General features: G+C 43.0%; 22 protein-coding genes, 1 pseudogene, 1 riboswitch and 1 other annotated feature. Of the genes and pseudogenes, 18 read left to right on the top strand and 5 right to left on the bottom strand.

Annotation, left to right across the window (positions count from 1 at the left end; translation table 11 throughout):
- Positions 1–117: 117 nt before the first annotated feature.
- The 11 genes from J7I96_RS02020 (at position 118) to J7I96_RS01970 (ending at position 10067) form a co-directional block, all read left to right on the top strand.
- Complete coding sequence (locus J7I96_RS02020; RefSeq protein WP_034305954.1) at positions 118–978, top strand: carbohydrate ABC transporter permease; 861 nt, start codon at positions 118–120, stop codon at positions 976–978.
- Positions 978–1796, top strand: a complete 819-nt coding sequence (locus J7I96_RS02015; protein ID WP_214773738.1) for a carbohydrate ABC transporter permease — start codon at positions 978–980, stop codon at positions 1794–1796. Before J7I96_RS02020 ends, J7I96_RS02015 begins: the two co-directional genes overlap by 1 nt.
- Positions 1797–1853: 57 nt before the next feature.
- Entirely contained in the window at positions 1854–2888 is a 1035-nt protein-coding gene (locus tag J7I96_RS02010; protein WP_214773737.1) for a LacI family DNA-binding transcriptional regulator, read from the top strand.
- Between the two features lie 232 nt (positions 2889–3120).
- Positions 3121–3849 carry a ThuA domain-containing protein gene (locus tag J7I96_RS02005; protein ID WP_214773736.1) on the top strand — a complete coding sequence of 243 codons (729 nt, stop codon included), beginning with the start codon at positions 3121–3123 and terminating at the stop codon, positions 3847–3849.
- Between the two features lie 13 nt (positions 3850–3862).
- Complete coding sequence (locus J7I96_RS02000) at positions 3863–4885, top strand: Gfo/Idh/MocA family protein (RefSeq protein WP_214773735.1); 1023 nt, start codon at positions 3863–3865, stop codon at positions 4883–4885.
- Between the two features lie 17 nt (positions 4886–4902).
- Positions 4903–5943, top strand: a complete 1041-nt coding sequence (locus J7I96_RS01995; protein ID WP_034305944.1) for a Gfo/Idh/MocA family protein — start codon at positions 4903–4905, stop codon at positions 5941–5943.
- Positions 5944–5964: 21 nt separating this feature from the next.
- A complete protein-coding gene (locus J7I96_RS01990; protein WP_214773734.1) occupies positions 5965–6933 on the top strand; it encodes a sugar phosphate isomerase/epimerase family protein in 969 nt (322 codons plus the stop codon).
- Between the two features lie 689 nt (positions 6934–7622).
- Complete coding sequence (locus J7I96_RS01985) at positions 7623–7943, top strand: PadR family transcriptional regulator (RefSeq protein ID WP_016131412.1); 321 nt, start codon at positions 7623–7625, stop codon at positions 7941–7943.
- Between the two features lie 61 nt (positions 7944–8004).
- The gene (locus J7I96_RS01980; protein ID WP_214773733.1) at positions 8005–8358 is read left to right on the top strand and encodes a DUF1048 domain-containing protein; all 354 of its coding nucleotides are present in this window, start codon (positions 8005–8007) and stop codon (positions 8356–8358) included.
- 197 nt (positions 8359–8555) lie between these two features.
- Positions 8556–9317, top strand: coding sequence for an ABC transporter ATP-binding protein (locus tag J7I96_RS01975; protein ID WP_214773732.1), 762 nt, complete (start codon positions 8556–8558; stop codon positions 9315–9317).
- Positions 9318–10067, top strand: coding sequence for an ABC transporter permease (locus J7I96_RS01970; RefSeq protein ID WP_214773731.1), 750 nt, complete (start codon positions 9318–9320; stop codon positions 10065–10067).
- A gap of 469 nt (positions 10068–10536) precedes the next feature.
- Here J7I96_RS01970 and rluF read toward each other — a convergent pair whose 3' ends face one another.
- From rluF to brnQ, 4 genes are all read right to left on the bottom strand, one after another.
- A complete protein-coding gene (rluF, locus tag J7I96_RS01965) occupies positions 10537–11244 on the bottom strand; it encodes a 23S rRNA pseudouridine(2604) synthase RluF (protein WP_034305927.1) in 708 nt (235 codons plus the stop codon).
- A 115-nt stretch (positions 11245–11359) separates the two neighbouring features.
- Entirely contained in the window at positions 11360–12259 is a 900-nt protein-coding gene (locus J7I96_RS01960; protein ID WP_214923079.1) for a DMT family transporter, read from the bottom strand.
- A gap of 163 nt (positions 12260–12422) precedes the next feature.
- The gene (locus J7I96_RS01955; RefSeq protein WP_214773729.1) at positions 12423–13355 is read right to left on the bottom strand and encodes an aldo/keto reductase; all 933 of its coding nucleotides are present in this window, start codon (positions 13353–13355) and stop codon (positions 12423–12425) included.
- A gap of 119 nt (positions 13356–13474) precedes the next feature.
- A complete protein-coding gene (gene brnQ / locus J7I96_RS01950; protein ID WP_214773728.1) occupies positions 13475–14809 on the bottom strand; it encodes a branched-chain amino acid transport system II carrier protein in 1335 nt (444 codons plus the stop codon).
- Between the two features lie 98 nt (positions 14810–14907).
- Positions 14908–15154, bottom strand: a binding site (T-box leader).
- 207 nt (positions 15155–15361) lie between these two features.
- Here brnQ and J7I96_RS01945 point away from each other — a divergent pair.
- From J7I96_RS01945 to J7I96_RS01920, 6 genes are all read left to right on the top strand, one after another.
- Positions 15362–15535: a hypothetical protein gene (locus J7I96_RS01945; RefSeq protein ID WP_164468807.1), complete on the top strand. Its 174-nt coding sequence runs from the start codon at positions 15362–15364 to the stop codon at positions 15533–15535.
- Positions 15536–16029: 494 nt separating this feature from the next.
- Entirely contained in the window at positions 16030–18771 is a 2742-nt protein-coding gene (locus J7I96_RS01940; protein ID WP_251025409.1) for a GTPase domain-containing protein, read from the top strand.
- A gap of 94 nt (positions 18772–18865) precedes the next feature.
- A riboswitch (SAM riboswitch) is annotated at positions 18866–18971 on the top strand.
- A 115-nt stretch (positions 18972–19086) separates the two neighbouring features.
- Entirely contained in the window at positions 19087–20199 is a 1113-nt protein-coding gene (locus tag J7I96_RS01935; protein ID WP_214773727.1) for a sugar ABC transporter substrate-binding protein, read from the top strand.
- 56 nt (positions 20200–20255) lie between these two features.
- A complete protein-coding gene (locus tag J7I96_RS01930; RefSeq protein WP_214773726.1) occupies positions 20256–21758 on the top strand; it encodes a sugar ABC transporter ATP-binding protein in 1503 nt (500 codons plus the stop codon).
- A 1-nt stretch (position 21759) separates the two neighbouring features.
- A complete protein-coding gene (locus J7I96_RS01925) occupies positions 21760–22764 on the top strand; it encodes an ABC transporter permease (RefSeq protein WP_214773725.1) in 1005 nt (334 codons plus the stop codon).
- A 287-nt stretch (positions 22765–23051) separates the two neighbouring features.
- Entirely contained in the window at positions 23052–23411 is a 360-nt protein-coding gene (locus J7I96_RS01920; RefSeq protein ID WP_034305910.1) for a winged helix-turn-helix transcriptional regulator, read from the top strand.
- 70 nt (positions 23412–23481) lie between these two features.
- Here J7I96_RS01920 and J7I96_RS01915 read toward each other — a convergent pair whose 3' ends face one another.
- Positions 23482–24012: an NAD(P)H-dependent oxidoreductase gene (locus J7I96_RS01915; RefSeq protein WP_214773724.1), complete on the bottom strand. Its 531-nt coding sequence runs from the start codon at positions 24010–24012 to the stop codon at positions 23482–23484.
- Between the two features lie 244 nt (positions 24013–24256).
- Between J7I96_RS01915 and J7I96_RS27840 the strand changes: the two are divergent.
- Positions 24257–24605 (top strand): annotated as a pseudogene (locus tag J7I96_RS27840) (ABC transporter permease); the annotation flags it as partial.
- Between the last annotated feature and the right edge of the window lie 2 nt (positions 24606–24607).

Raw genomic sequence — 24607 nt, 5'->3', positions numbered from 1 at the left:
AAAAACGTGTCGATTGGTTGTTCCTTCTTATAGAAAAGCCGCTAAGGGATTCATCAAATAACCCAGTCATGATCTAAACCCGTTAACTATTAAATCATTTCAAGGAGGTCGGTTTCGTTGAGAAATCGGGATGCCGCATATTGGCTGTTTTTAACACCTGTTCTTGCTGCACTCATTTTGGTTGTGATCGTGCCACTCATTTACGGATTTTATTATTCCTTTACGAATTGGAACGGTTTAGGGACACCGGATTTCATCGGTTTTAAGAATTATATAGACTTGTTTACGGATAAAGGGTTTCTTGATACATTTTGGTTCACGATTAAATTTTCCGTAGCGGCAATTGTGGTAATCAATATTATCGGATTAAGTTTGGCTCTCATCGTGACTTCGAAAATTAAATCAAGCAACATACTGCGTACGGTTTTCTTTATGCCCAATTTAATTGGCGGCTTGATTCTCGGCTTTATTTGGCAGTTCATTTTTATTAAGGTCTTCGGTGCGATTGGTGATTTGACGGGGATCGAAGCATTTAATGGTTGGTTATCGACGACTGATACAGGTTTTTGGGGATTGATCATTTTAACATCCTGGCAGATGGCCGGATATATCATGATCATTTATATCGCCTATTTGCAGGCAGTTCCTGAGGACTTGATCGAAGCGGCAAAAATTGACGGAGCTAACAGCTTCCAGCGTTTTCGCCATATAACTTTTCCGCTAGTGGCACCTGCTTTTACCGTCAGTTTGTTTTTGACGCTTTCCCACTCGTTCAAGATCTATGATCAAAACCTTTCCTTGACGAATGGAGCTCCCTATAATTCAACTGAAATGGTTGCGATGAACATTGTAAAATCCGCCTTCACCGAAAATGATATGGCATATGCACAGGCAAAAGCCGTTATCTTTTTCGTAATCGTGGCGGTCGTTTCGCTGACACAAGTCTATTTCAATAAAAAACGGGAGGTTGAGCTGTAATGAGGGGAAAATGGAAATTGTGGCTGATTGGATTCATCGGATTCATTTTGGCCATATTATGGCTCACTCCGTTTTATTTAATGCTTGTCAATGCTTTTAAAATGAAACGGGATATATTTGCCGATACATTGGGGCTGCCTGAAACCTGGACATTGGAAAACTTCACTCAAGCTTTCGAGCAATTGGATTTCCTCCGGACTTTATTCAATTCTTTATTGATATCGGGCGTCAGTGTAGTCATCATCATCATCTTTTCTGCGATGGCAGCATACGCTCTTTCCCGAAACAAAAGTAAAATAAGTTCCCTGCTTTTCTTTGTGTTTGTAGCATCCATGCTCATCCCGTTTCAGTCCGTGATGATACCGCTCGTTGCCCAATTCGGACAGCTTGGAATGCTGAACAAGGCAGGATTGATTTTCATGTATTTAGGTTTTGGCTGCAGTCTATCCATCTTTCTATATCATGGTACCTTAAAAGGGATACCCCTCTCACTTGATGAGGCAGCAAAGATTGATGGTGCAAACCGATTTCAAGTATTTTGGTATATCATATTTCCACTATTAAAGCCGATGTCCATTACAGTTGGGATCTTGAATGTCATTTGGATATGGAACGACTATTTGCTGCCATCCCTTGTTATTGGCGGCGCGGGATCGGAGACCATTCCACTTAAATTATTCTTCTTCTTCGGACAATATACGAAGCAATGGCATCTCGCATTGGCTGGACTTACTTTATCCATCATTCCAGTCATCATTGCGTACTTTTTTGCTCAGAGGCAAATTATTAAAGGAATTGCAGATGGAGCCGTTAAATAACTATTTAAATATAGGGAATATTAAACCATGTGCGGTGAACGGGGAGTGTTGATGAATTTGTCTGTTACTATAAAAGACGTTGCCAAAAAAGCAAATGTCGCTCCATCAACGGTATCGCGTGTAATCCATAACAGCCCGACAATCAGTGAAAAGACCAAGCGTAAGGTACGCAAGGTATTAAAGGAAATGGGCTATCATATGAATGAAAATGCCCGGAACTTAGTCACGAAGTCTACTAAGGCCATTGGGATCGTCATGAAAAGTTCGGCAAGGGAATCACTTTATAATCCCTTTTTCCCCGAAGTGATCCGGGGCATCGGAGATTTCTGTAATAAAGAAGGGTACAGTCTTTCTCTGACTACCGGCGAGACGGAGGATGCCATCTTTGAGGATGTCGTGAAAATGGTCCAGGGCAGAAGAGTGGATGGCATGATTGTTTTGTACTCTAAAAAGGACGATAAAGTGGTGCCGTATTTATTGAAGCAGGGCTTCCCGTTCGTTTTGATCGGGAAGCCAAGTACGAACATGAGCGGTATCACATTCATTGATAACGATAATGTTCAAGCGGCCAGGGAAGTATCGGAGTTTGTAATCAATCTTGGACATGAGCGAATCGCCTTTTTAGGAGGCAGCCCCGAGTTTGAAGTGATCCAGGACCGCTTGACAGGCTTTCAACAAGCGATGGAACAGGCCGGGGTGGATGTGCGACAGGAATATATCAAATTGATTCCTTTAAATCGAACGGATGGAATAATGGCGATTGACGAATTGCTGGAATTGAAGGAGGCACCAACCGCTTTTTTGGTTATGGATCTTTTATTGGGTGTGCTCTTACTTGGAGTGTTAGCCGAAAAGAACTTGAAAGTGCCGCAGCAAATAAGCGTCGTCTGTTTTAACCACTCAGAATTCATAGAATTTTTAAGTACCCCGCTGACAACGGTTGATATCCATACGTATCAGTTAGGGTATGAAGCCGCAAAATGCGTGTTCGATCTTATTGCGAATCCGGAAATGATGGAAAAGAGCATCAGCATTCCTACCAAAATCATAAAGCGGGAGTCGCATTTTGTTGCTGAAAAGGAAATTAAATGAAAATTGTAGAAAAGTTTTACCAATTAAAGCTTGATTTTTACTAACATAAATTTACAATATAGATTATCACGATTATTTTCGAAAATTCATACTTTCTATGGTCGATAAGTAAATGTTCTTATATTTTGATCATCCCTAACGCAAACGTTTGCGTTTTGAATAAAGAGGTAATAGATAGTTAAACATCAAAACAAGTTGCCGTGAAATGATTCTTGAATGGAGGAGGTTGTTCATGAGAGTCCTTGTATGGAATGAGTTTCGCCACGAGAAAACAAAGCCTGAAGTAGCAAAAGTATATCCGGATGGCATCCATGGTGCAATTGCCGGCTTTTTACAAAGTGAACAGGTCGAGGTGAGGACCGCTACTCTCGATGAAGAAGGGCACGGATTAACCGAGGAAGTACTGGAACGAACCGATGTACTGATTTGGTGGGGCCATGTTGCACATGATGAAGTTCAGGATGAAATCATTGCAAGGGTTCATAAGCGAGTACTCGAGGGAATGGGTCTCATCGTCCTCCATTCTGGTCATTTTTCAAAGATCTTCAAACGATTGATGGGAACGACTTGTGATTTGAAATGGCGGGTGGCGGATGAAAGGGAACGGCTTTGGGTAGTCGATCCGAGTCACCCTATCGTTGATGGAATCGGAGAATATATCGAACTTGAAAAGGAAGAGATGTACGGGGAACATTTTGATATCCCTGCACCAGATCAATTAATATTCGTTAGTTGGTTTGAAGGCGGGGAGATATTCAGAAGCGGTTGCACGTATCAGCGGGGTAAAGGGAGGATTTTCTATTTCCGTCCAGGACATGAAACATATCCTACCTATCATAATCCGGAGATCCAACGTGTGATTAAAAATGCCGTTGATTGGGTCAAGCCGGAATTCGGAATCGCAACGAACTATGGTAAAGCCGAACCGTTGGAATCCATCTCATCCAAAGAGATGAAGTGAAGGAGAGAACAAAATGGGCATAGTGAAGGTAGGAGTCATTGGATGCGGGAGTATCGCAAAAAACAGGCATTTTCCGGAGTATGAATCACATCAGGAAACGGAGATCATTGCCGTTTGTGATATTGTGCCGGACCGGGCGAATGCAGCAGCACAAAGGTATGGAGCTCAAGCATATACTGATTATATAGAACTTTTGAAGAATGAGGAGATTGAAGCGATCAGTGTATGTACACCGAATTACCTGCATGCACGCATCACGGTTGCGGCCTTGGAAGCGGGTAAGCACGTCCTATGTGAGAAACCAATGGCTACTTCTTTAGCAGACGCTGAAAAAATGAATGAAGCAGCAGCGAAAAGCGGCAAAATACTAATGATTGGTCATAATCAGCGTTTTGTTCCCTCTCATCAAAAAGCGAAACAGCTTATTGAGAGCGGGGAAGTAGGGAAGGTCTATAGCTTCCGGACGGCTTTTGGACATTCCGGGCCGGAAACCTGGAGCGTGGACGGACTGGAAAGCTGGTTTTTTAAAAAGGATCAGGCGGTCATTGGGGCAATGGGCGATTTAGGGGTTCATAAAGCTGATTTATTACGGTATATCCTTGGAGAAGAATTTGTTGAAGTGGGAGCCTTTGTGGAAACGACTGCCAAGAAAAACACGGACGTTGATGACAGTGCGGCCTGTATCCTCCGGACGGAGAACGGTATCATCGGAACTCTTACCGCCAGCTGGTCTTATGCAAAAGAAGACAATGCTACGGTCATTTATGCGGAAAAAGCGGTATTGCGCCTTGAAGACGATCCGAAATACTCACTGATCATCCATCATGATAATGGAAAGACAGAAACCATCCAATTAGGAAGCATCCAGACTAATGACTCAGACGGACAGCATGATTCCGAAGTGATCAGCCACTTTGTAAAATGTGTGGTGGACAATGAGGAGCCCCTTGTCTCAGGAGTTGAAGGATTAAAGTCATTAAAAGTCATTCTTGGCGCGATGGAATCAAATGCATCCCGAAAAATCATCCGCTTATAAAGGGGTTAAAAGTCATCATGTACAAATTAAAAATGGGTATTATCGGTGCTGGCGGAATTGCCCAAAAAAGGCATATCCCAGCTTTTCAAAAATTTCAAGATAAAGTGGTTTTATACGCCATTCAGGATATAGATGAAATGAAGGCGCGGGAAGTGGCGCGGGAATTTCATATCGAAAAGGTTTTCACGAATTATGAAGAAATGTTTGCTGAAGTGGATGCTGTTACAATCGCAACGCCAAACAAGTTTCACGCGGAGATTTCCATTGCTGCCCTGCAAGCGGGTGTACATGTGTTATGCGAAAAGCCGATGGCCATTACAACCGAGGAATGTTTAGCGATAACCGAGGCTGCAAACATATCCGGTAAAGTGTTATCGACTGCCTATCATTACCGCTTCATGAAGGAAGCCCAGGCTGCAAAAAAAATGATTCAGGCCGGTGAAATCGGTGAACCGTATGTAGCGCGTGTACAGGCAATCAGGCGGCGCAAAGTCCCTGGCTGGGGAGTTTTTACAAGCAAGGAATTGCAAGGCGGGGGAAGCGTGATCGATTACGGCTGCCATTTGCTCGATTTGGCATTATGGCTGATGGATGACCCAGAACCGATTGAAATCGTAGGTTCGACATATAATTATGTCAGTAAGGGTGTCGATCAGGTCAATTTATGGGGCAATTTCGATGCCTCGGTATTTGAAGTGGATGACCATGCCACGGCATATATCAAATTTGCAAACGGAGCATCTCTATTATTCGAAACATCTTGGGCCGCGAATATCCGTGAAGAAGCAACTGTTTTGAGTTTATCCGGAACGCAGGGCGGACTTGATGTATTTCCGCTGGTCTTGAATCAGGCTAAGCACGGCATGCTTTTAAACAGTGAGGCAGTATGGATGCCAGGAGAGGATACACCAGACCTGCAACAGGCAGAGAACTTTATTAACAGCTGCCTGGGGTTAGCAGAACCATTGGTAAAACCATCGGAAGCCATGAAAGTTTCGAAAATAATCGAAGCCATCTATCAAAGCTCGGCAAGTGGGAAGGTCATGAGCATAAATTAATGAAAAGGTGAGGTGGGGCATGTGAAATTAGGGATCTTTACAGTGCTATTTGCTCAAAAATCATTCGAGGATATGCTTGATTATGTCGCGGATTCCGGATTGAAAACAGTTGAAATCGGTACAGGCGGGTATCCAGGGAATATCCATTGTCCACTCGATGAACTGCTCCAGAGTGAAGAAAAGCGCCAAAAATACCTCGAAGCCGTTCAAACAAGAGGGTTAACGATCAGTGCATTCAGCTGCCATGGCAATCCAATCTCTCCTGATGAAGCCTTCGCTAAAGAAAGTGATGAAACACTGATCAAAACAATCAAGCTTGCATCCTTACTGAACGTACCGGTAGTCAATACCTTTTCTGGTACAGCGGGTGATCACGAAGGAGCTAAATATCCAAACTGGCCCGTAGCCCCATGGCCGAATGAGTATACAGATGTGCTGAAATGGCAATGGGAAGAAAAATTGATCCCTTATTGGAAGAAAGTGGCCGCCATTGCTGATGAACACAATATAAAAATCGGCCTTGAACTGCATGGGGGCTTTCTCGTCCACACCCCCTACACCTTGTTAAAACTGCGGGAAGCTACATCTGATGCAATAGGCGCCAACCTTGATCCAAGCCATCTTTGGTGGCAGGGCATTGAACCAGTCGGTGCCATCAAAATCCTAGGGAAAGCGGGAGCAATCTACCACTTCCACGCAAAAGACACATACCTGGATCAGGATAACATCAATATGTACGGATTGACCGATATGCAGCCTTATGGGAATATCCAGAGCCGTGCCTGGAACTTCCGCTCTGTAGGATGCGGCCACAGCCTGCAAGAGTGGTCCGACATCATGAGCGCCCTTCGCACATACGGTTACGATTACGTCGTCAGCATCGAACACGAAGATCCGCTGATGTCAGTTGAAGAAGGATTCCAACGGGCCGTAACCAATCTGAAAACTGTACTCATCAACGAAAGTCCAACTGATTTATGGTGGGTATAATTTAGAGCCGATAACGAGCAGCCTAAAGCAGGTTGCTTTTTATTTTCGCTCTTACTCGTGAAAAAGTGGAATTCATGAGTAAAAGCGTGGAATTCACGAGTAAAAGTGCAAAACTCACGAGTAAAACAGCATAATTCACGAGTAAAAGTGCGAAACTTACGAGTAAAACAGCATAATTCACGAGTAAAAGTGCGAAACTCACGAGTAAAATAGTATAATTCACGAGTAAAAGTGCAAAACTCACGAGTAAAACAGCATAATTCACGAGTAAAAGTGAAATTCACAAGTAAAATAGTATAATTCACGAGTAAAAGTGCAAAACTCACGAGTAAAAGTGCGAAACTCACGAGTAAATGCATAAATCTCACGAGTAAAACCATGAAACTCACAGCAAAATTTACATCGGATGTTTCCAATGGAGAGAGCAGGTTAAAAAAAATCAATTTGACAGTCACCATCTGCGTGTTACAGCATACCTTGTAGTAAGTAACACGAGATACCAATATCACCGAGTAGTGAAGTTGCAAAATATTATTAAGAAAAAAAGTTGACACCCCTGCTACTCGGTGTTACAGTTTAGTTGTAATGAGTAATACTAAATAGCGTGAATTCCCAAAAGCTATTCAGTATAAAAATTCCTCTCGGAACACGTTATAAAAATAAGTCACAAAATAGAGGAGGCTCTGAACATGGAAAATTTAACTGAAATGCTGAAGGGTTCGCTGGAAGGCTGCGTGCTGGAAATCATCAGCCGCCATGAAACCTATGGCTACGAGATTACCCGCCGCCTGAACGAGCTTGGATTTACTGAAGTCGTGGAAGGTACGGTCTACACCATCCTCGTGCGATTAGAAAAGAAAAAACTGGTGAACATAGAGAAGAAACCGTCAGATATGGGGCCGCCCCGCAAGTTTTACTCACTTAATGAGGCTGGCCGCCAGGAACTTGAATTATTTTGGAAAAAATGGGATTTTGTATCATCGAAAATCAATGTCTTAAAGTCAATCTAGCTTCATAAGATATTCCGTACGCTAATTTTGCAGTGTCTTGTTAAAAAGGAGGAAAAATAACATGATGGAATTATTCAAAAAAATGATAGGTGATAAAAAAGAGTATAAAATGATGATGACACGGGTTGAAGCTCTTCCAGAGGACTACCAATTTGTATTTAAGAAAATTCAAAACTATATGTGGAATTTCTCAGCGGGCAACGGGATGGATATGCTGCACATGCAGTATGAATTAATCGAGTTGTTCGAAGCCGGTGCTGCGGAAGGCAGGCAAGTGCTGGAAATCACCGGAGACGACGTAGCGTCCTTTGCCGACGAACTAGTGGCAAATGCTAGAACCTATTTCGCCAAGTATCGTGAAGATTTGAATGACAGTATCATGAAGCGATTGGGAAAAAATAAATTCAATAAATAATTCCGACTGAATAGCTGGTTACAAATGTGAAATGCCACCTTTGCTATTCAGTTATATTTTAACTCGGTAGTAAGTTATACAGATTATCAGTCAGACTAAATAGAGAACTATAGGCAATTTAGTTCCGCTAGGCGCTCGGAAGGATAAATACGAATCTTACATGCGGCATTACTGCGCTATTAAAAGGAGGAAAAAGCATGAGCAATGCAGTGATTTCTGTAAAAGGGTTAAAAAAGTCATTTAAAGACAATGAAGTCTTAAAGGAGGTGGATTTTGAGGTGGGGCGTGGCGAAATTTTCGCACTGCTGGGCTCAAATGGAGCGGGCAAGACGACGACGGTCAACATCCTCTCGACGCTGATGAAGTCCGATGGCGGCGAAGTAGGTATTTGCGGCTTTGACGTTCAGCATGAACCGGATCATGTTCGCCAGAGCATCAGCCTGACAGGGCAGTTTGCAGCTTTAGATGGCATGCTCACCGGGCGGGAAAACCTGCTGATGATCGCCAAGTTGCGGGGAGTTTCCAATCCCGCTCAAGTCGCCGACAATCTGCTTGCGAGATTCAGCCTGACCGATGCGGCCAACCGCCGGGCGGATAAATATTCGGGCGGGATGAAGCGCCGGCTTGACATCGCCATGAGCCTGATCGGGACGCCAGCAGTCATTTTTCTCGACGAACCGACGACAGGGCTTGACCCCGAAGCCCGGATTGAAGTCTGGGATACGGTCAAGGAGCTAGCTGGCGGCGGCACGACAATTCTGCTGACAACACAGTACCTGGAGGAAGCCGAACAACTGGCGGACCGTATCGCCATCCTGCATGGCGGAAAAATCATCTCGACCGGGACCCTTACTGAACTCAAGGAGATGTTCCCGCCAGCGAAAGTAGAGTACATCGAGAAGCAGCCGACATTGGAGGAAATTTTCCTCGCAATCATCGGCAAAAAGGAGGAAATGTAAATGAATAGCAAAACAGGGGTATTACTAGGGCGTTTAATGCGCAATATCATGCGCAGCCCGGATACGATTATCACGGTGGCGATTACGCCGATTATGATGATGTTGCTGTTTGTCTACGTATTTGGCGGCGCCATAGAGGCAGGCACCGACAACTACGTCAATTATTTATTGCCGGGAATCTTACTGATGGCTATCGCATCCGGCGTCGCTTACACTTCCGTGCGACTGTTTACGGATGTAAAGAGCGGGTTGATGGCGCGTTTCATTACCATGCCCATCAAGCGCTCGTCAGTATTGTGGGCTCACGTGTTGACCTCGCTAGTATCCAATTTGCTTACTGTCGTCGTGGTTATCCTCGTCGCACTCTTGATGGGCTTCCGTTCCAGCGCTGATATCCTGGATTGGCTAGCGGTAGTTGGGATAATCGTATTGTTTACGCTGGCTCTGACATGGCTGGCGGTCATTCCTGGATTGACAGCGGGCTCTTTGGAAGGGGCGACAGCCTACTCGTACCCGCTGATTTTCCTGCCGTTTATCAGTTCGGCCTTTGTCCCCACCGAGACCATGCCTAAAATTGTCCGTGCGTTCGCCGAGAACCAGCCAGTGACTTCAATCGTGAATGCGATTCGTGCCCTTTTGTATGAAGGGTCTGTTGGGAACGATATCTGGATTGCGCTTGCCTGGTGTGTCGGCATCATGGTCATCGCTTACTTCTTCGCCAGTAGAGTATTTAAACGCCAGTTTGGGTAAGTTCATCATTTATCGGATTGGTCATTTCATAGTCAGCGGATGCGATGAATGCATCACATGGAAGACTGCTTAAATGCCGGGGCAACCATCTATGAAATCATGGAAACCTTAAAATTGGTGTGATTGGTGGCGGCGACTTATCCCATCATGAGATTAGCCATACTAGCTTTATAGAGTTTACAGGAAAAGGGTAGTGGTCATTCGCAGAAGAGAATGAAAAGAATAAAGCCCATAGATGCAATTGACAGGAAAAGAGTAGTTTCAGAAACAAAAACAATTCCTTTCAGTATCATAAAATGAGTGGAGCTCACGAGTAAATCTGTGGAATTTACGAATGAAAGTGCGGAATTCACGAGTAATAGCGTTGCGAGTAAATCTGCAAAACTACGAATAAAAGCAAAATGATTGCTGAAAATAATCCTGAAATTAAAAAAGCGATGCCCCCGGAATTCTGGGGGCATCTTCATTATCATCGTTTCCTAGGGGAATAATCCAATTCCTTAAATAGTTCCGTTAATTCATCCTCGGTCAGGTCGCGCCATTGTCCGATCGCCAGTCCGTCCAGGTGGATGTTCATGATGCGGATTCGATGTAAATCACGGACTTCATAACCTAGTGCGGAGCACATACGGCGAATTTGTCTGTTCAGTCCTTGCATCAACGTGATGTTAAATGTGTATTTGGTCAACTGCTCAACTTTACAAGGAAGTGTTTTCGTATCCAAAATCTCTACTCCGGATGACATATCTTTGATGAAGGAAGCGGTAAGTGGCTTATCCACGGTTACGATATATTCCTTTTCATGTTTGTTTTCTGCACGAAGGATTTCATTAACGATATCTCCATCATTTGTAAGAAGGATCAGACCGCTTGAGTCTTTGTCCAGACGTCCGATATGAAAAATGCGAAGCGGGTGATTTACAAAATCAACGATGTTCCCTTTTATGTGTTTTTCGGTCGTACTTGTAATCCCTATCGGTTTATTCAGTGCAATATAGACATTTTGCTGTTCGACTTTTATCGGCTTGCCGTCCACCCGGACATCATCGCCGGGTTCAGCTTGACTGCCGAGCTCAGCTACAGTGCCATTAATCGTCACACGGCCCTCGGCTATCCACTTGTCTGCGCCTCGTCGCGAGGTAATTCCGGATTCACTGATAAATTTATTGATCCTCAACTAAAGCACACCTTTACATTCAGATTTTCTTCTTTAAAGGATAACGTAAATCAAGGTGCATAGACAAGGGGAAAAGAGAAGAAAGTGTTCGTTGATGTGTATCACTGAATGCCCTTTACATGTTCTTAGTGACAGCTGAAGGATCTGCTTTTTTCTTTTTGCTTGTCAGGTAGACGCCGAGGAAAACAAGGAGGCCACCGAGGGTTTGGATGGTCGTAATCGCATGACCCAAAATAAGGCTAAGAATGGCGGTAAATACTGCAATCAGATTTAGATAAATCCCAGCCTGGCCGGCATTGATATGGCGAAGGGAAATATTCCAGAAAATAAATGAGCCGACAGAAGGGAAAATCCCGATATATAAGAGACCGGTGAGGGCTTTACTGCTTAAATCAAGGTTCATTCCCGAGCCAATGGCATATGGAGCAATGAGAAACAAACCGAGAAGCACGGAAACGGCAGTGGCTGAGATGATCGGAATGTTTTTCAGTTTTTTACCGATTATAGAATAGAAGGTCCAAACGAGAATCGCCAGGATCATCAATAGGTCGCCTTTATTATAATTGAGCTGGAATATATCCAGAAGGTGTCCTTTTGTTAAGACCAATAAAACGCCGAATAAAGATATGATAAGTCCAAGTGCATGGATGGAGGAAATTTTCTCCTTTAACAGCAAAGCGGAAAAAAGAACAATTAATGCAGGGTTTATGGAATTGACAAGAGCTGCATTCATGGAAGTTGTATAGGTCAGAGCCCAATAAAGGAAAAAATTATAACTGATGATTCCGAGCACACCCATGATTAATAACAATTTCCAGGCTTTCCATACACTCTTCCAGTCTGGTTTTTCAATCCATTGCGCTAAAGGAAACAATAAGAAAACGGCGATTAGCCATCGCGCAAATGTTAGTTGGATCGGGGAAAGTTCGGTCACAACGTACTTTCCGAATATATAATTACCGGCCCAGAACAAATTTGCCAAGATAAGAAATAAAATAACAATAGATTTTTTCATTCATCAGACTGCCTCTCCCTGAATTTATGGAATATTCACTAAATATAGCAAAATAGGGGTACCTAAGCAAAATAGGGGGCCTATCAGTCAAATTTGGATGAACCACTGAACAGGATAAAAAGGCCGTTCAACTTTAGCTGAACAGCCTTTTCACACATCTATATTAAGCGAAAATGGCACTGATTTCGGCGATTTCATCCATGGTTAGTTCGACGTCCAATGCTTGTAGGTTGCGTGTGACCTGTTCTGGTTTTTTCGCTCCGGGAATCAGTACATCTATCGAGTGCCTCGTTAAATACCAAGCTAATACGACATCGGCGACATCGGTATGCTTCCTGGTGGCGATCGCCCGTACTTCTTCCACTTTTTGCAGGTTGCTTACAAAGGCTTGTCCTTGGAAAAGCGGACTTTTTGCCCGGCCGTCATCGAATGTTGATTCCTGATTATATTTGCCGCCGAGCAAACCGGAAGCAAGGGGGAAATAAGGAATGAAGGAAATATCATTTTCGGCTGTATATGGCAGCAGGTCTTGTTCTGCCTCCCGTTTGAATAGATTGTACTCGGATTGCAAGACATCGACATAGCCGTCTTTATTCGCTTCCTTCAATTGTTCGAACGAAAAGTTCGAGACGCCGATTGACTTGATTTTGCCTGCATCCTTCAATTCCTTTAAGGCACCTACTGCTTCATCTTTAGGGGTATCACCATCAGGGAAATGGATATAGAATAGGTCGATGTAGTCTGTTTGGAGCCTTTTTAGACTCGAATCCACGGCATCTTTCAGAAAAGCCGGAGAGTTATCGAAGACGATGCTGCCATCGACAAATTTATGTGCTCCTTTAGTGGCAAGGACTATGTCCTCGCGTTTGCGACTCTCTTTAAGGATTTCACCGATAAGTTCTTCTGAACGTTCAGGACCGTAAATGTAAGCTGTATCCCAAAAGTTGATTCCTTCTTCCAATGCCGTTCTCAAAACATCCCTTCCTGTATCCTCACTTAGATTAGGGAAAAGGTTATGTCCGCCAATTGCATTCGTGCCAAGGCCAATCGGATTTACATACAGATCTGTTTTACCGATACGGGTTTGTTTAGACATATTACTTATCATCTCCTTTGAACCCATCATAACAAAAAGTGGTTGCCGATTTCCAAAATAAAGCAGTGCATGCGTACACAAAATAAGCAGATGATCTGTAAAATCACCTGCTTATTTCATTATAATAGTGTTTCGATTTCCAACTCCTCAGCTGGAGCTGTTTGTCCGATTTGACTGAGCAGAACGCCAAGGGCCGTACCGACGAGAGCAGGGATGATCCACTCCATGCCGTAAGCGGAAAGGGGAAGGACATCAGTCAAGGTTTGCACGGGTCCTAATTGTAAGCCAAAAGCATTCAGCCCATCCAACAAGGCGAAAACTCCAGTGAAAATCATTGCACTGCGATAAACCTTCTTCGGGTTTTTGAAATGACGGCTGAAGAATGTCAGGACAATCAGGACGATCGTTAGCGGATAAGCCATCACAAGGAATGGTACCGATACTTTCAGAATTTGATTCAGACCCATATTTGAAAGGATGAAACCGACGATTGTTACAATCAGAATGACGGTTTTATATTTCAGCTTGGGGAAAAGTTTCGAGAAATACTGTCCGCAAGCAGTCGTCAACCCGACGACGGTGGTGAAGCATGCCAAAGTGAAAATGATGCCAAGAAGGACCTTCCCGCCAGTTCCTAGTAAAAGGGTGGAAGCGACAGTGAGGATATCCGTTCCGTTTTCGAATGACCCACCGGCCGCCATGCGTGCTCCCATTATACCTAAGGAGATATAAACTAAAGAAAGCAAAACACCAGCGATGAGACCCGCTTTGACTGTATATCTCGTCAATTGTTTTCGTTCGGAAATCCCCCTTTGCTGGATTGAAGTAAGGATGACGATCCCAAAGGCCAATGCAGCTAGAGCATCCATCGTGTTGTAGCCTTCGATGAACCCTTTTGAAAAGGCTCCAGCAGCATATGCTTCGGTTGGAGCTTGGAAAGGTGCATCAAGCTTTACGAACCCAACAACACAGAGAATGACCATGGACAAAAGTAGAACGGGCGTGATCCAGCGACCCATGAAGGTTTCCATTTTTTCCGGATTCAATGAAATGGCATAAACGATGATGAAAAATACGGTTGTGAACATGAATAGAAATAGTGGTTGATCCATTGAGTCGCCAAGATACGGCTTGAAGCCCATTTCATAGGCAACATTCGCATTCCGCGGAATGGCCAGAAACGGCCCGATGCTTAAATAGATTACGACCATGAACAACGTGCTGAATAGGGGATGTACTCGGGCACCGATGGTTTGTGCCCCGCCTTTAACAAGTGAGACTGCAAGAAGCACCAAAATTGGCAGGCCGACTCCGGTGGCGACAAAACCGGCGATGGCTGGCCAGAAAGAATTTCCAGAAGATGCTCCTAAAAATGGAGGGAATATGAGATTCCCGGCTCCGAAAAACATTGAGAAAAGCATAAGGCCGATAAATAATGTGTCTGTTTTTTTCATGGTGATTTCTCCTTTTTTTAAAATGATAACTCCCGCCGACTGGCCTGAAAAAGGCTAATTAAAGTGTTTCGTGCAAATAAAAAACTCGCCCCTGAAAAATCAGGGACGAGTTTGTGCTCGCGTTACCACCCATATTCCGCACTTCAAAGAAGCTGCGGCACTCAGTCAACGTACGAATTCATACGTGATCCATTGTAACGGCGGAAACCCGTCAAAGCCTACTGCATTTTCAGCTTTGCATCTCAGAGATGATTTTCGGATAGGCCTTGGACATCGACTTCCACCACATGTCGACTCTCTGTGGAACAGGGTTCTCATCTTACTCTTTCTCTTCATAGATTTTATAATATAAAGATAATTTAGCAAATTCTGATTACGAAGTCAACATAATTTATCATTAATCCTTTCATAGGAGCAGGAAATTAGTCCCCATTTGGCGAAACCAACTTTATCAAGAGTGTTTTTTGAAGAAGAATAGGATATTACTCCCTATTATCTTTCTAATCGCAACTATATTATAATAGAAGGCAGAACACTAAAGGAGACAACAACATGTCTGAAAATAAAAAATTAAGCCTGGCGGATGCAGTCAAACAAAAACTGGCTCAAAAGCAAGCAGGATCAAGTAAAGATAAACTGGAAACAGGCGTTGTGAAGAAAACGAAACAGCTTAAAAGCCAGTTGACCAAAAAGCCGAATAACCAACGTAAGCGTACAGGGGTATAATCCTAATTCGTCAAAGGACAAGTACTGTTCGGAGCTTATCATTGAGCAGTTACCTTTCATGAATGAGGGTACTGCTTTTTTATATGAATGCACAAATGGGGATTAAGTAATGGACGAGCCAGAGTGATTTTGTTTTTTACCGTTTATAGGTAAGTTGAAGGGCTGGGCTACTGGTCATTTAGCGGGATGGAGAATGGTTCGCTCACTTCTAGCTGATATGTGGTAAAACTAGAAAAACATATTTTCTCGAAAATGGAAATGACATCTCTGTATCGGTTTATTAAAAACATTACAGTTCCAGTTGTTTCTGTTTTAAAATTGTAAGAGTGGTGACATGTTGTTACCATATTGTTTTGCTAAAATAACATTTTAAGGTTTTGTAAATGATTTTTTAACTAAAGGAACCTATAAATTAATATTAGGTCTGCTATGAGTCTTATAGAATCAGTGATTATCCTTTAATTGAAAATATGAAATATATCGGGGGAATAAAGATGGACGAACGTCTGATCGGAAAAAAATATTATGAAACGATGCTAGAGGATACAAGGAAGCACCCCATTCAAGCTTTGGGTGAAATGTTCCTCGTGGAACAAAAAAAGGAAAGATCCGATTTAACCGCAATTAGATTTGCTCAAGGAGAGGTATATTTTCAGCACCATGACTATGAAGCAGCCATTTTTAAATGGGAAAACATAGAAGGGGAACTTGGTTCATGGGCGAAGAAAAACATCGCTGATGCGTATTTTGAATTGGAAATGTATTCAACCGCAGAGGATATCTATAAATCCGTCGATACGGATGAAGCTGTCTTGAAAACAGAAGTTCTTTTGCAGCTGTTTTCCCTGTACATAGTGGAATCGAGAAATGATTTGGCTTCCAAAGTCGTGAAAGAAGCAGTCGAGTTTCAACCAGACTACCCGAATGTCACTGAAATCGCACGCGCCTTTTTTGAAGAACAAAAGGATTGGAACAGTGCGGTGGTATTAGCGGCGAATGAAAGTATCCGTACAGAGTCAATGGGCTGGTTCGATGTGCTGAAAACGTATATCCAGCAGGGTGTTGCCCAATCGATGGAGCCGGATTATTTCTCAACTGTCCTTGGTTCGCTATACACACTCGACCAGGAACGTTTCGAGAAAATGACGGTTGCCCTTTGGAAAAATTATAAATATACGGATGCTTATTTCGAATGGTTAAGAGTGATTAATAATTTGATAGATACCATCGAATTGAACCATGCAGATGTATGGGATGAGCTTTCCGTCTATTACAGGGATGCATATGCAGGTTTGTTAGAAGGAAAGCATCTAATCAAAGAATTAAGTCCTGTCGTGCCAAGGTTGCTGGAAAACTGGCTCAAAATCGCAGACGGGGAGCTTTCGCTGTTTGCGGCGGCATCCACGTTGTCCTGGAATGAAATCTTCCCGGATACGATCAATGCGCTGGTCATTCAGGATGCAGAGAGCCTGCTTTCGAAATCGCCTAAATTGGGAGGAGGACTGGAAGCGGGAGAGAAACTGTTCAATTCCATTATCCAGTGGGCTGAAGATAATGATTTAAGGGTTGGAAATAAGCTTAAATGGATGGTGGAAGGGCTTAAAGATACCAGCAATTTCAATCTCCTTCTTGCAGGAAGTACAGGAAATGGCAAGACATCCTTTATTCAGTCAATCGTTGGAGAGAGCATTGCTGCTGAGGACCATTCTTCCTTAGTCAGTGTCAAAGACGGGGATGATTTGGAAATCCTTGAAATTACCGATACAGATAGCAAAGTTGTCGAGGAGCTAACTGATTTGGATGAAACACGCCGTCAGCGCGGGACTATAGTCGATGTGAAAATCATCAGTGACTACCTAAGAAATAATCATTTGCGATTATTGGATACACCGGGGTTCAATGGGGAACAAAGCGTGGAATCCGATTTCCAAGGCTATTTACATGGCAGTGATGGCCTGATGTTCGTTCTTGACGCCCGGGCTCCTTTCACCGGCAGCGAAAGGGATCTGTTATTGGAAATTCAAATGATGGCACCTAAACTGCCGATCCATTTCCTATTAAATAAAATGGATACGATATACAGTGATCAGGTCGCAGTCCGGATGGAAGATGAAACATGGGATAAAGTGAATGCATATTTCCCGAATGCGAAAGTGTTCGCTTTCTCCAAACATTATGACAGCAGGCAGCAATTGAAGGACCTTTCAGCCTTCCTTCAATCGAATTATCAAGATGATAATTGGAAGGAAAGAAGATCTGAAAAAATCCTGGCATTCATTCGTAAAACCTTATCTTATCTATTAGAAAAACGGGTTGCCAATGAGCGGAAATGCGAGCATTCCATCTCTTGGAATGAGCAGATGGAAGTCAAACTGAATGGAGCGGTCAATCAACTGGCTGATCTGGAAAAAGAAAAAAGTGAAAATATCATAAGGTCGTATCGTTCGCTTAAGGACGAAGTGAAAAGTCAGCTTTATTCAAAAATTCCTGAATTACTGAGGGATTGCTCTAAAACGTTAACGGAAAGCAGTGATTTCAGTCAGGTCCATGTACAGTTAAACCAGGAAATGAATGAGCGGATTCAAAACTTCATTTCTGACAAGATCATGCCTCAATATTACCGTTCTCTTCAAGATTGGATTGCCAGTTCCCAAATGGAGTTCTCACAAAGCCAGCAGTTCATGGATGAGATGAGTGCCGGATTCAATGAATTATACAAAGAAGAACGGATTACACTGGCAGGTGACTTCAGGGTATTGGATGACTGGCGTCGTGATGCCGACCGGATGACAAGCAGTATCCGCATCGAAAACGTTAATATCCTTTTGCGCAGGACTCCATCACAATTGCTGCTTAAAGGAGCAGGGAAACTATTTGGGGCGATACCGCAAAATAAGGCCAATATGTACAATCGTTACAAGAAATACCTGGAAAGTGAAGATTACCTGGATGTTGCCGAAATGATCACGGAACGTTTCCTCACCCAATTTGGATTGTTTGAAAAGTCATTGGATCGGGACATCTCACTTTTCTATCGCAGTTCATTTGCTTTACTTCAAAAAACGATAGAGCAGACGCAGACTGAAATAAAAGACTACCAGGCTGCATTGGAGCATATGAAAGAAAATCCGGAAGTTTACCGTGATCCGATCACGTTGTTCGAGGTGAAATTAAGGCAGTTGGAGAGGCTTGAAAAAATCGAGAAAAAGCGTCTAGCCCAGCTTCAAAGAAAATAAAAATAACAGGAAACATTTCAAATATTCAAAAATCTATTGACTTTACGACTATATCCCTATAAAGTGATAATTACGAAAACGTAACACAATATATCTCTTATCAAGAGTGGCGGAGGGACTGGCCCTAAGATGCCCAGCAACCGTTCCATTAGGAATTGGTGCTAAATCCTGCAAAACAGAAATGTTTTGACAGATAAGAGAGGGACAAGTCTGCAAAACAGCCGATTAAACCTCTCTATATTAGAGAGGTTTTTATTTTGGGATTTACACCGACTTAACTGATAAGACTAATCAGAAAACATGGAGGGAAACAAGATGAGAAGGTCTATTAAAGGGATATTCATTTCTGCCATCGCTTCGGCTTTGCTTTTAACGGGTTGCTCTGCAGGGCAGAGTTCCACAGAATCGAAGAAAGAAGAAAAAGTATCATTTGAAAATGTCCCGGAGAGATTTGCTGATGGCGATGGAGCCAAAATCAAAGTAATCCGTAAAATTGGCGGTGATGATCATACTGCCCAATACCTGGCGGGGGCGAAAGAAGAAGGAGAAGCACTGGGGTTTCAAGTCGATACGTACACAGCCAATGGTGATACGGCCAAATTCCATGATGCGATAGCACAGGCTTTGGAGGAAGATTACGACGGCTATATCATTTCACATGGTGATGATGCTGCAACTGTAAATGACGTTCAGAAGTTGGTTGATGCAGGTAAAAGCGTTGTCACATTCGATTCAATAAGCGACCTATCTAAAATAGAGGGCGTGACATTAACTTCACAAGATGATGAAGCGCTGGCAACACTGGCTTTCGATAAGCTGATAAAAGAACAGAAAGGTGAAGCGGCAATTGCCTATCTTTGGGTGGATGGTTTTCCTCCAATGGTAAGAAGAAATGCAGTCTATCAGGAAAAATTAAAAGAAAATCCTGGGATTAAAGAAGTCGAAAGGTTCGGAGTGGCATCCGCTGATACTTCGGTGCAGACACAAAATGCTGTAGCCGCAATGCTGAATAAATACCCTAAAGGTAAATTGGATGCCATTTTCGCAACATGGGATGCCTTTGCTATCGGTGCAGCCCGGGCGATTAAAGAAGCGGGCCGCGATGAAGTGAAGATATATGGAATTGATGTTTCGAATGCAGATCTTCAGGAGATCCAATCGGCTGATAGCTCATGGTCCTATACGGCAGCAGTCGATCCAAAGTTGATCGGTGCAGTGAATATGAGGATATTGGCTAAAAAATTAGCGGGTGAAGAAACGCCGCAAACATATGATTTGGAGGCATCACTTATTTCGCAAAAGCAAATCCAAGCTTCAAAAGAAGCTGTAAACATGGCAAACCTGTCAGATATTGTCGATGGATGGGGTGTATCGGCGGAATTTGAAGAAGATTGGATGAAGGTATTGAAAGATCATTATAAAAAGTAAAAAGAGACACTCTCTTCCCTGCGAAGGGAGTGTCTGTTCCATAAGGGGGAATGGACATGGGCAAGCAACTAGAAATGAAGATGATTTCGATTGAATTTCCGGGGGTGAAGGCGCTGAGTGATGTTGATTTTTCCGTACAATCAGGGACAGCCCACGCATTGGTCGGTGCAAACGGAGCAGGGAAATCGACGTTAATGAAAGTTTTATCGGGAGCCCATGTTCATTATTCAGGTGACATTTTTATTGATGGGATGAAGCGGGATATCCGCTCGCCAAAAGCTGCTCAGGAACAGGGCATTCAAATAGTTCATCAGGAAGTGGATACCGCCCTCATCCCTTATTTAACAGTTGGGGAAAATGTAATGTTGAATGATATGGTCCAAAACATGGGAAAAAAACAAAGGGTACATTGGAAAGAACTGCACAACAAAGCCACTTCTATTCTTGAAGATATGAAAATTCATGTCCCTTCGAAAAAGTTGGTTAGAGACCTGACCTTGGCTGAAAAACAGATGGTCCTGATAGCAAGAGCCGTTTCGACAGAATGCAAATTCCTGATTCTCGACGAGCCAACTGCTCCGTTAAGTCATACGGAGACGACGGAACTTTTTCGAATTGTAAATGAATTAAAGCAAAAAGGCGTGGCAATCATTTTCATTTCACATCGTCTGCCTGAGATTTTTGAAATCTGTGAGGAAATTACGATCATGAGGAATGGGGAGCGTGTCACTTGTCGAAAAATCGAGGACATAACCCGTGCCGAAGTGGTAGAGAACATGCTTGGGAAAACCATGGATGAACAGTTTCCTGAAGTGAATGCTTCGATTGGAGACGTAATTCTGGAAGTGAACGGATTGTCAGATGCCGAGAAGGTTAAGAATGTCAATCTGAATATTAAAGCAGGCGAGATAATCGGCTTGGCTGGGTTGGTCGGGGCTGGGAAAACGGAGCTGTGTAAAACCCTTTTCGGTCATACGTCCATCACAGCGGGTGAAGTCATCCTGAATGGTCGAAAGCTTTCTCTGAAATCACCGCATGAAGCAGTAAAAAGCGGGCTGGCACTTGTACCTGAGGAACGCAGGAAAGAAGGGGTCCTTGTACAGGAGTCAGTCTCGGCAAACTTGACTGCAGCCAGTCTTGGCAAATTCTGCAAAACATTCAGTTTCGTCGATCGTAAGGCGGAAAAGGAAAAGGCGAAGGAAATGATCGCAAGTATTGGCATTAAAACTCCTTCAGGGGAAGTAAAGGCCGAAAACCTATCCGGTGGTAACCAGCAAAAAGTTGCCATTGGAAAATGGCTTATGGCAGATGCGGATGTATACATATTCGATGAACCAACGAAAGGGGTCGATGTCGGATCCAAGAAGGATATATTCGAATTGATTGCAAAGCTTGCAAGGAATGGAAAAGCGATCATTTATGCATCCTCCGAGCTTTCCGAAATCATTGGCATTACCAACCGGACCTATGTGTTATATGACGGGAGCACTGTCATCGAATTAGAAACAAGCAAAACGAATGAAGAAGAACTACTATTCTACTCAACAGGAGGTAAATAGGATGAGCATACCCATTCCTGTTACACAGACAGCGAAAGCTAAGAAAAAGGTGGAGCTATTCGACTTTTTCTATAAATACGGCACAATATTGACGATTATCATTCTGATTGGAATTTTCGCCGTATCCAATCCATCTTTCATCCAAACGTCTAACCTGATAAACATCCTGCGTTCCATTTCAATCGTGACCATCATTGCGATCGGCATTACGATATCACTGACCGTGGATGGCTTCGACCTTTCCGTCGGCTCCGTCGCATCATTGGCCAATGCCATCGTCATCTCGATGTTTGTCTGGTTTTCTCAGGATACATTCATCGCCATATTAGCTGCGGTCGGTGCCTCACTTTTCGTAGGGGCTTTGAATTCATTCATGATCGTTAAATTGAGAATTCCCGACATGCTGATGACATTGGCTACCATGTTCATTATTCAGGGAATTGCCCTTACTTATACAAAAGGGGCCACGGTTTCGCAAAATATGGTCATGCCCGACGGGACATTCGCAACAGGACTGATCAGCCCGCTTTTCGCCAAAATTGGCCAAGTACCATGGATAATCCTGATCATGGCCGTCATTGTGATAGCGACCCATATCTTTTTGACTTATACGAAGCACGGTCGTTATATGTACATTATTGGGGGAAATAAGGAAGCGGCGAGACTTTCCGGGATATCGGTTAATAAATACAAAAGCCTTGCCTATCTGATATCAGCTTTATTTGCTGCAATCGGCGGAATTGTCCTTGCTTCAAGGGTCATGACATCGGAAATCAATTCAGGGTCCCCCTATTTAATGGATGCCGTTGCAGCAGCCTTCATTGGTTCCTCCGTTTTAGGAGCGGGAAAACCGAATGCCTTTGGAACCTTCATCGGTGCAGTCCTGATCGGAATCCTTCAAAATGGGCTGATCATGATGTCCGTTCCGTATTACGCGATGGATATCGTCAAAGGAACAGTGCTGGCCCTTGCGCTCGCGGTAACCTATTACAAGCAAAAACATTAAAAAGAATTCGTTACGTTACTCTACGGAAATCCAAAAATATGAAAAAATCCTGTTGTAATGCAACAGGATTTTTCCTTTTTAAAAAGGGATGGGTTAAGATCGTCATCATTTTAATTACGCAAAAAGGTTGGCAGGAGCACTTTTTGAACCCTCATTTTGGAGTATAAAGATTGACCGCAATGTAATTTTTATTGGAACCTTATTTACCTTTTAATAAGATTGATAATGATCTATTGTAAAGTATGAACATTCATATCATATACTTATCTAAAGGAGAGTGTAGACTTATGCGCGAAACCTGTGTTCCGGCAGGTGTGAAACCAAATGAAACTGGCTTTGGATATACGCTGTCCTTGATAGGCGGCAAATATAAAATGATCATAATGTATTGGCTGTCAGAAAATAAGGTCATGCGTCATAATCAGCTGAAGCGAAGTATCGGTACCATTTCCTTTAAAACGCTAAGCATCATGTTAAAAGAGTTGGAGGCAGACGGCCTTATCATACGCAAGGAATTTCCCCAAATACCTCCAAAAGTAGAATATTCATTATCTGAACGTGGTCTATCTCTCATCCCATTGTTAAATATGATGTGCGAGTGGGGAGAGAAAAACAGTTTGCCAGTTCAGGAGACTAAACAGCAGTAGGTGTAGCTATTTGGTTAAATCAAAAGAAGTATTTCCCTGACAAGGAAATACTTCTTTAATGAACTGCCTATTAAAGGTTATCGACAAAATTCAAATAATCTTGTGCGCTTTTTTTCAATTCGCTCAAGGATGGCTCATTTTCAGCACCATAAAACGCAAAGAATGAACGATAATCTGCATTGCAGTATAGGAAGGTAGTTTCAAAGGGAGATAATAAATGTTCAAGTGTATAGCGATATCTTCCTTCTTCACTATAATCCTCTTTGCTAATTCCGGCAGATACAGCTAAAGCAGCTTTGCGATTCTTTAATTTATCCCCTCCATTTGAACCATAAGCCCAACCATAAGTAAAAACATCGTCAAGCCATCTTTTTAGGAGAGGCGGACAATTAAACCAATAAAAAGGGAACTGTAAAACAAGATTACTATGCGATTCGATTAATTGCTGTTCTTCTTCCGCATTAATGTTTCCGTCAGGGTAAACCTTATACAATTCGTGTACTGTATACTTTTCCGGATATTTCCTTAGCGATTCAACCCATCGCTTATTTATGACGGATGTTTCTAGACTGGGGTGTGCTACGATAACAAGAGTTTTCAAAGATTTCTCCTCCTTAACCATTATTTATTTTAAGTATAAAGTGCACTCTGCAAGTACGTAAGTATGCACTTTTAGTATAGGTACTTACCTAAAGGAGAGTGTTAAATCAGGTATAACTAAAAAAAACGATCTGTAAATTCCAATATGAGGAAGATGTAAAATCTTACATCAGTGTGTGAAGAAGGCTTTAAACAAAAACGCCTGGAATGGGAATTTGTAAGAGGTGTGATTGATTCCTTTTTAGATTCGGGGAAATAAGGAAGCGGCTAGACTTTCGGGGATATCAGTTAATACGTATCTGCTACCAGCTCTATTTGCTACAATCGGGGGAATTGTCCTTGCATTAAGGGTCATGACATCGGAAATCAATTCGGGATCCGTCTATTGATGCCGTCGCGGCAGCCTTCATTGATTCCTCCGTTTTAGGAGCGGGAAAACCTAATGCCTTTAGAACCTTCAGCGGTGCAATCCTAGTTGGATTCCTTCAAAATGGGATGATCATGGATGTCCGTTCCGTATTATGCGATGGAATAGTCAAAGGAACAGTTCTTGCCCTTACGCCCGCGGTAACCTATTACAAGCTAAAACACTAAAA

It is taken from the genome of Bacillus sp. ISL-78 (assembly GCF_018613455.1).
Taxonomy (GTDB): domain Bacteria; phylum Bacillota; class Bacilli; order Bacillales; family DSM-1321; genus Peribacillus; species Peribacillus frigoritolerans.
Note: the sequence above shows the minus strand (reverse complement) of the source record. Positions and strands in the feature narration are given on the sequence as shown.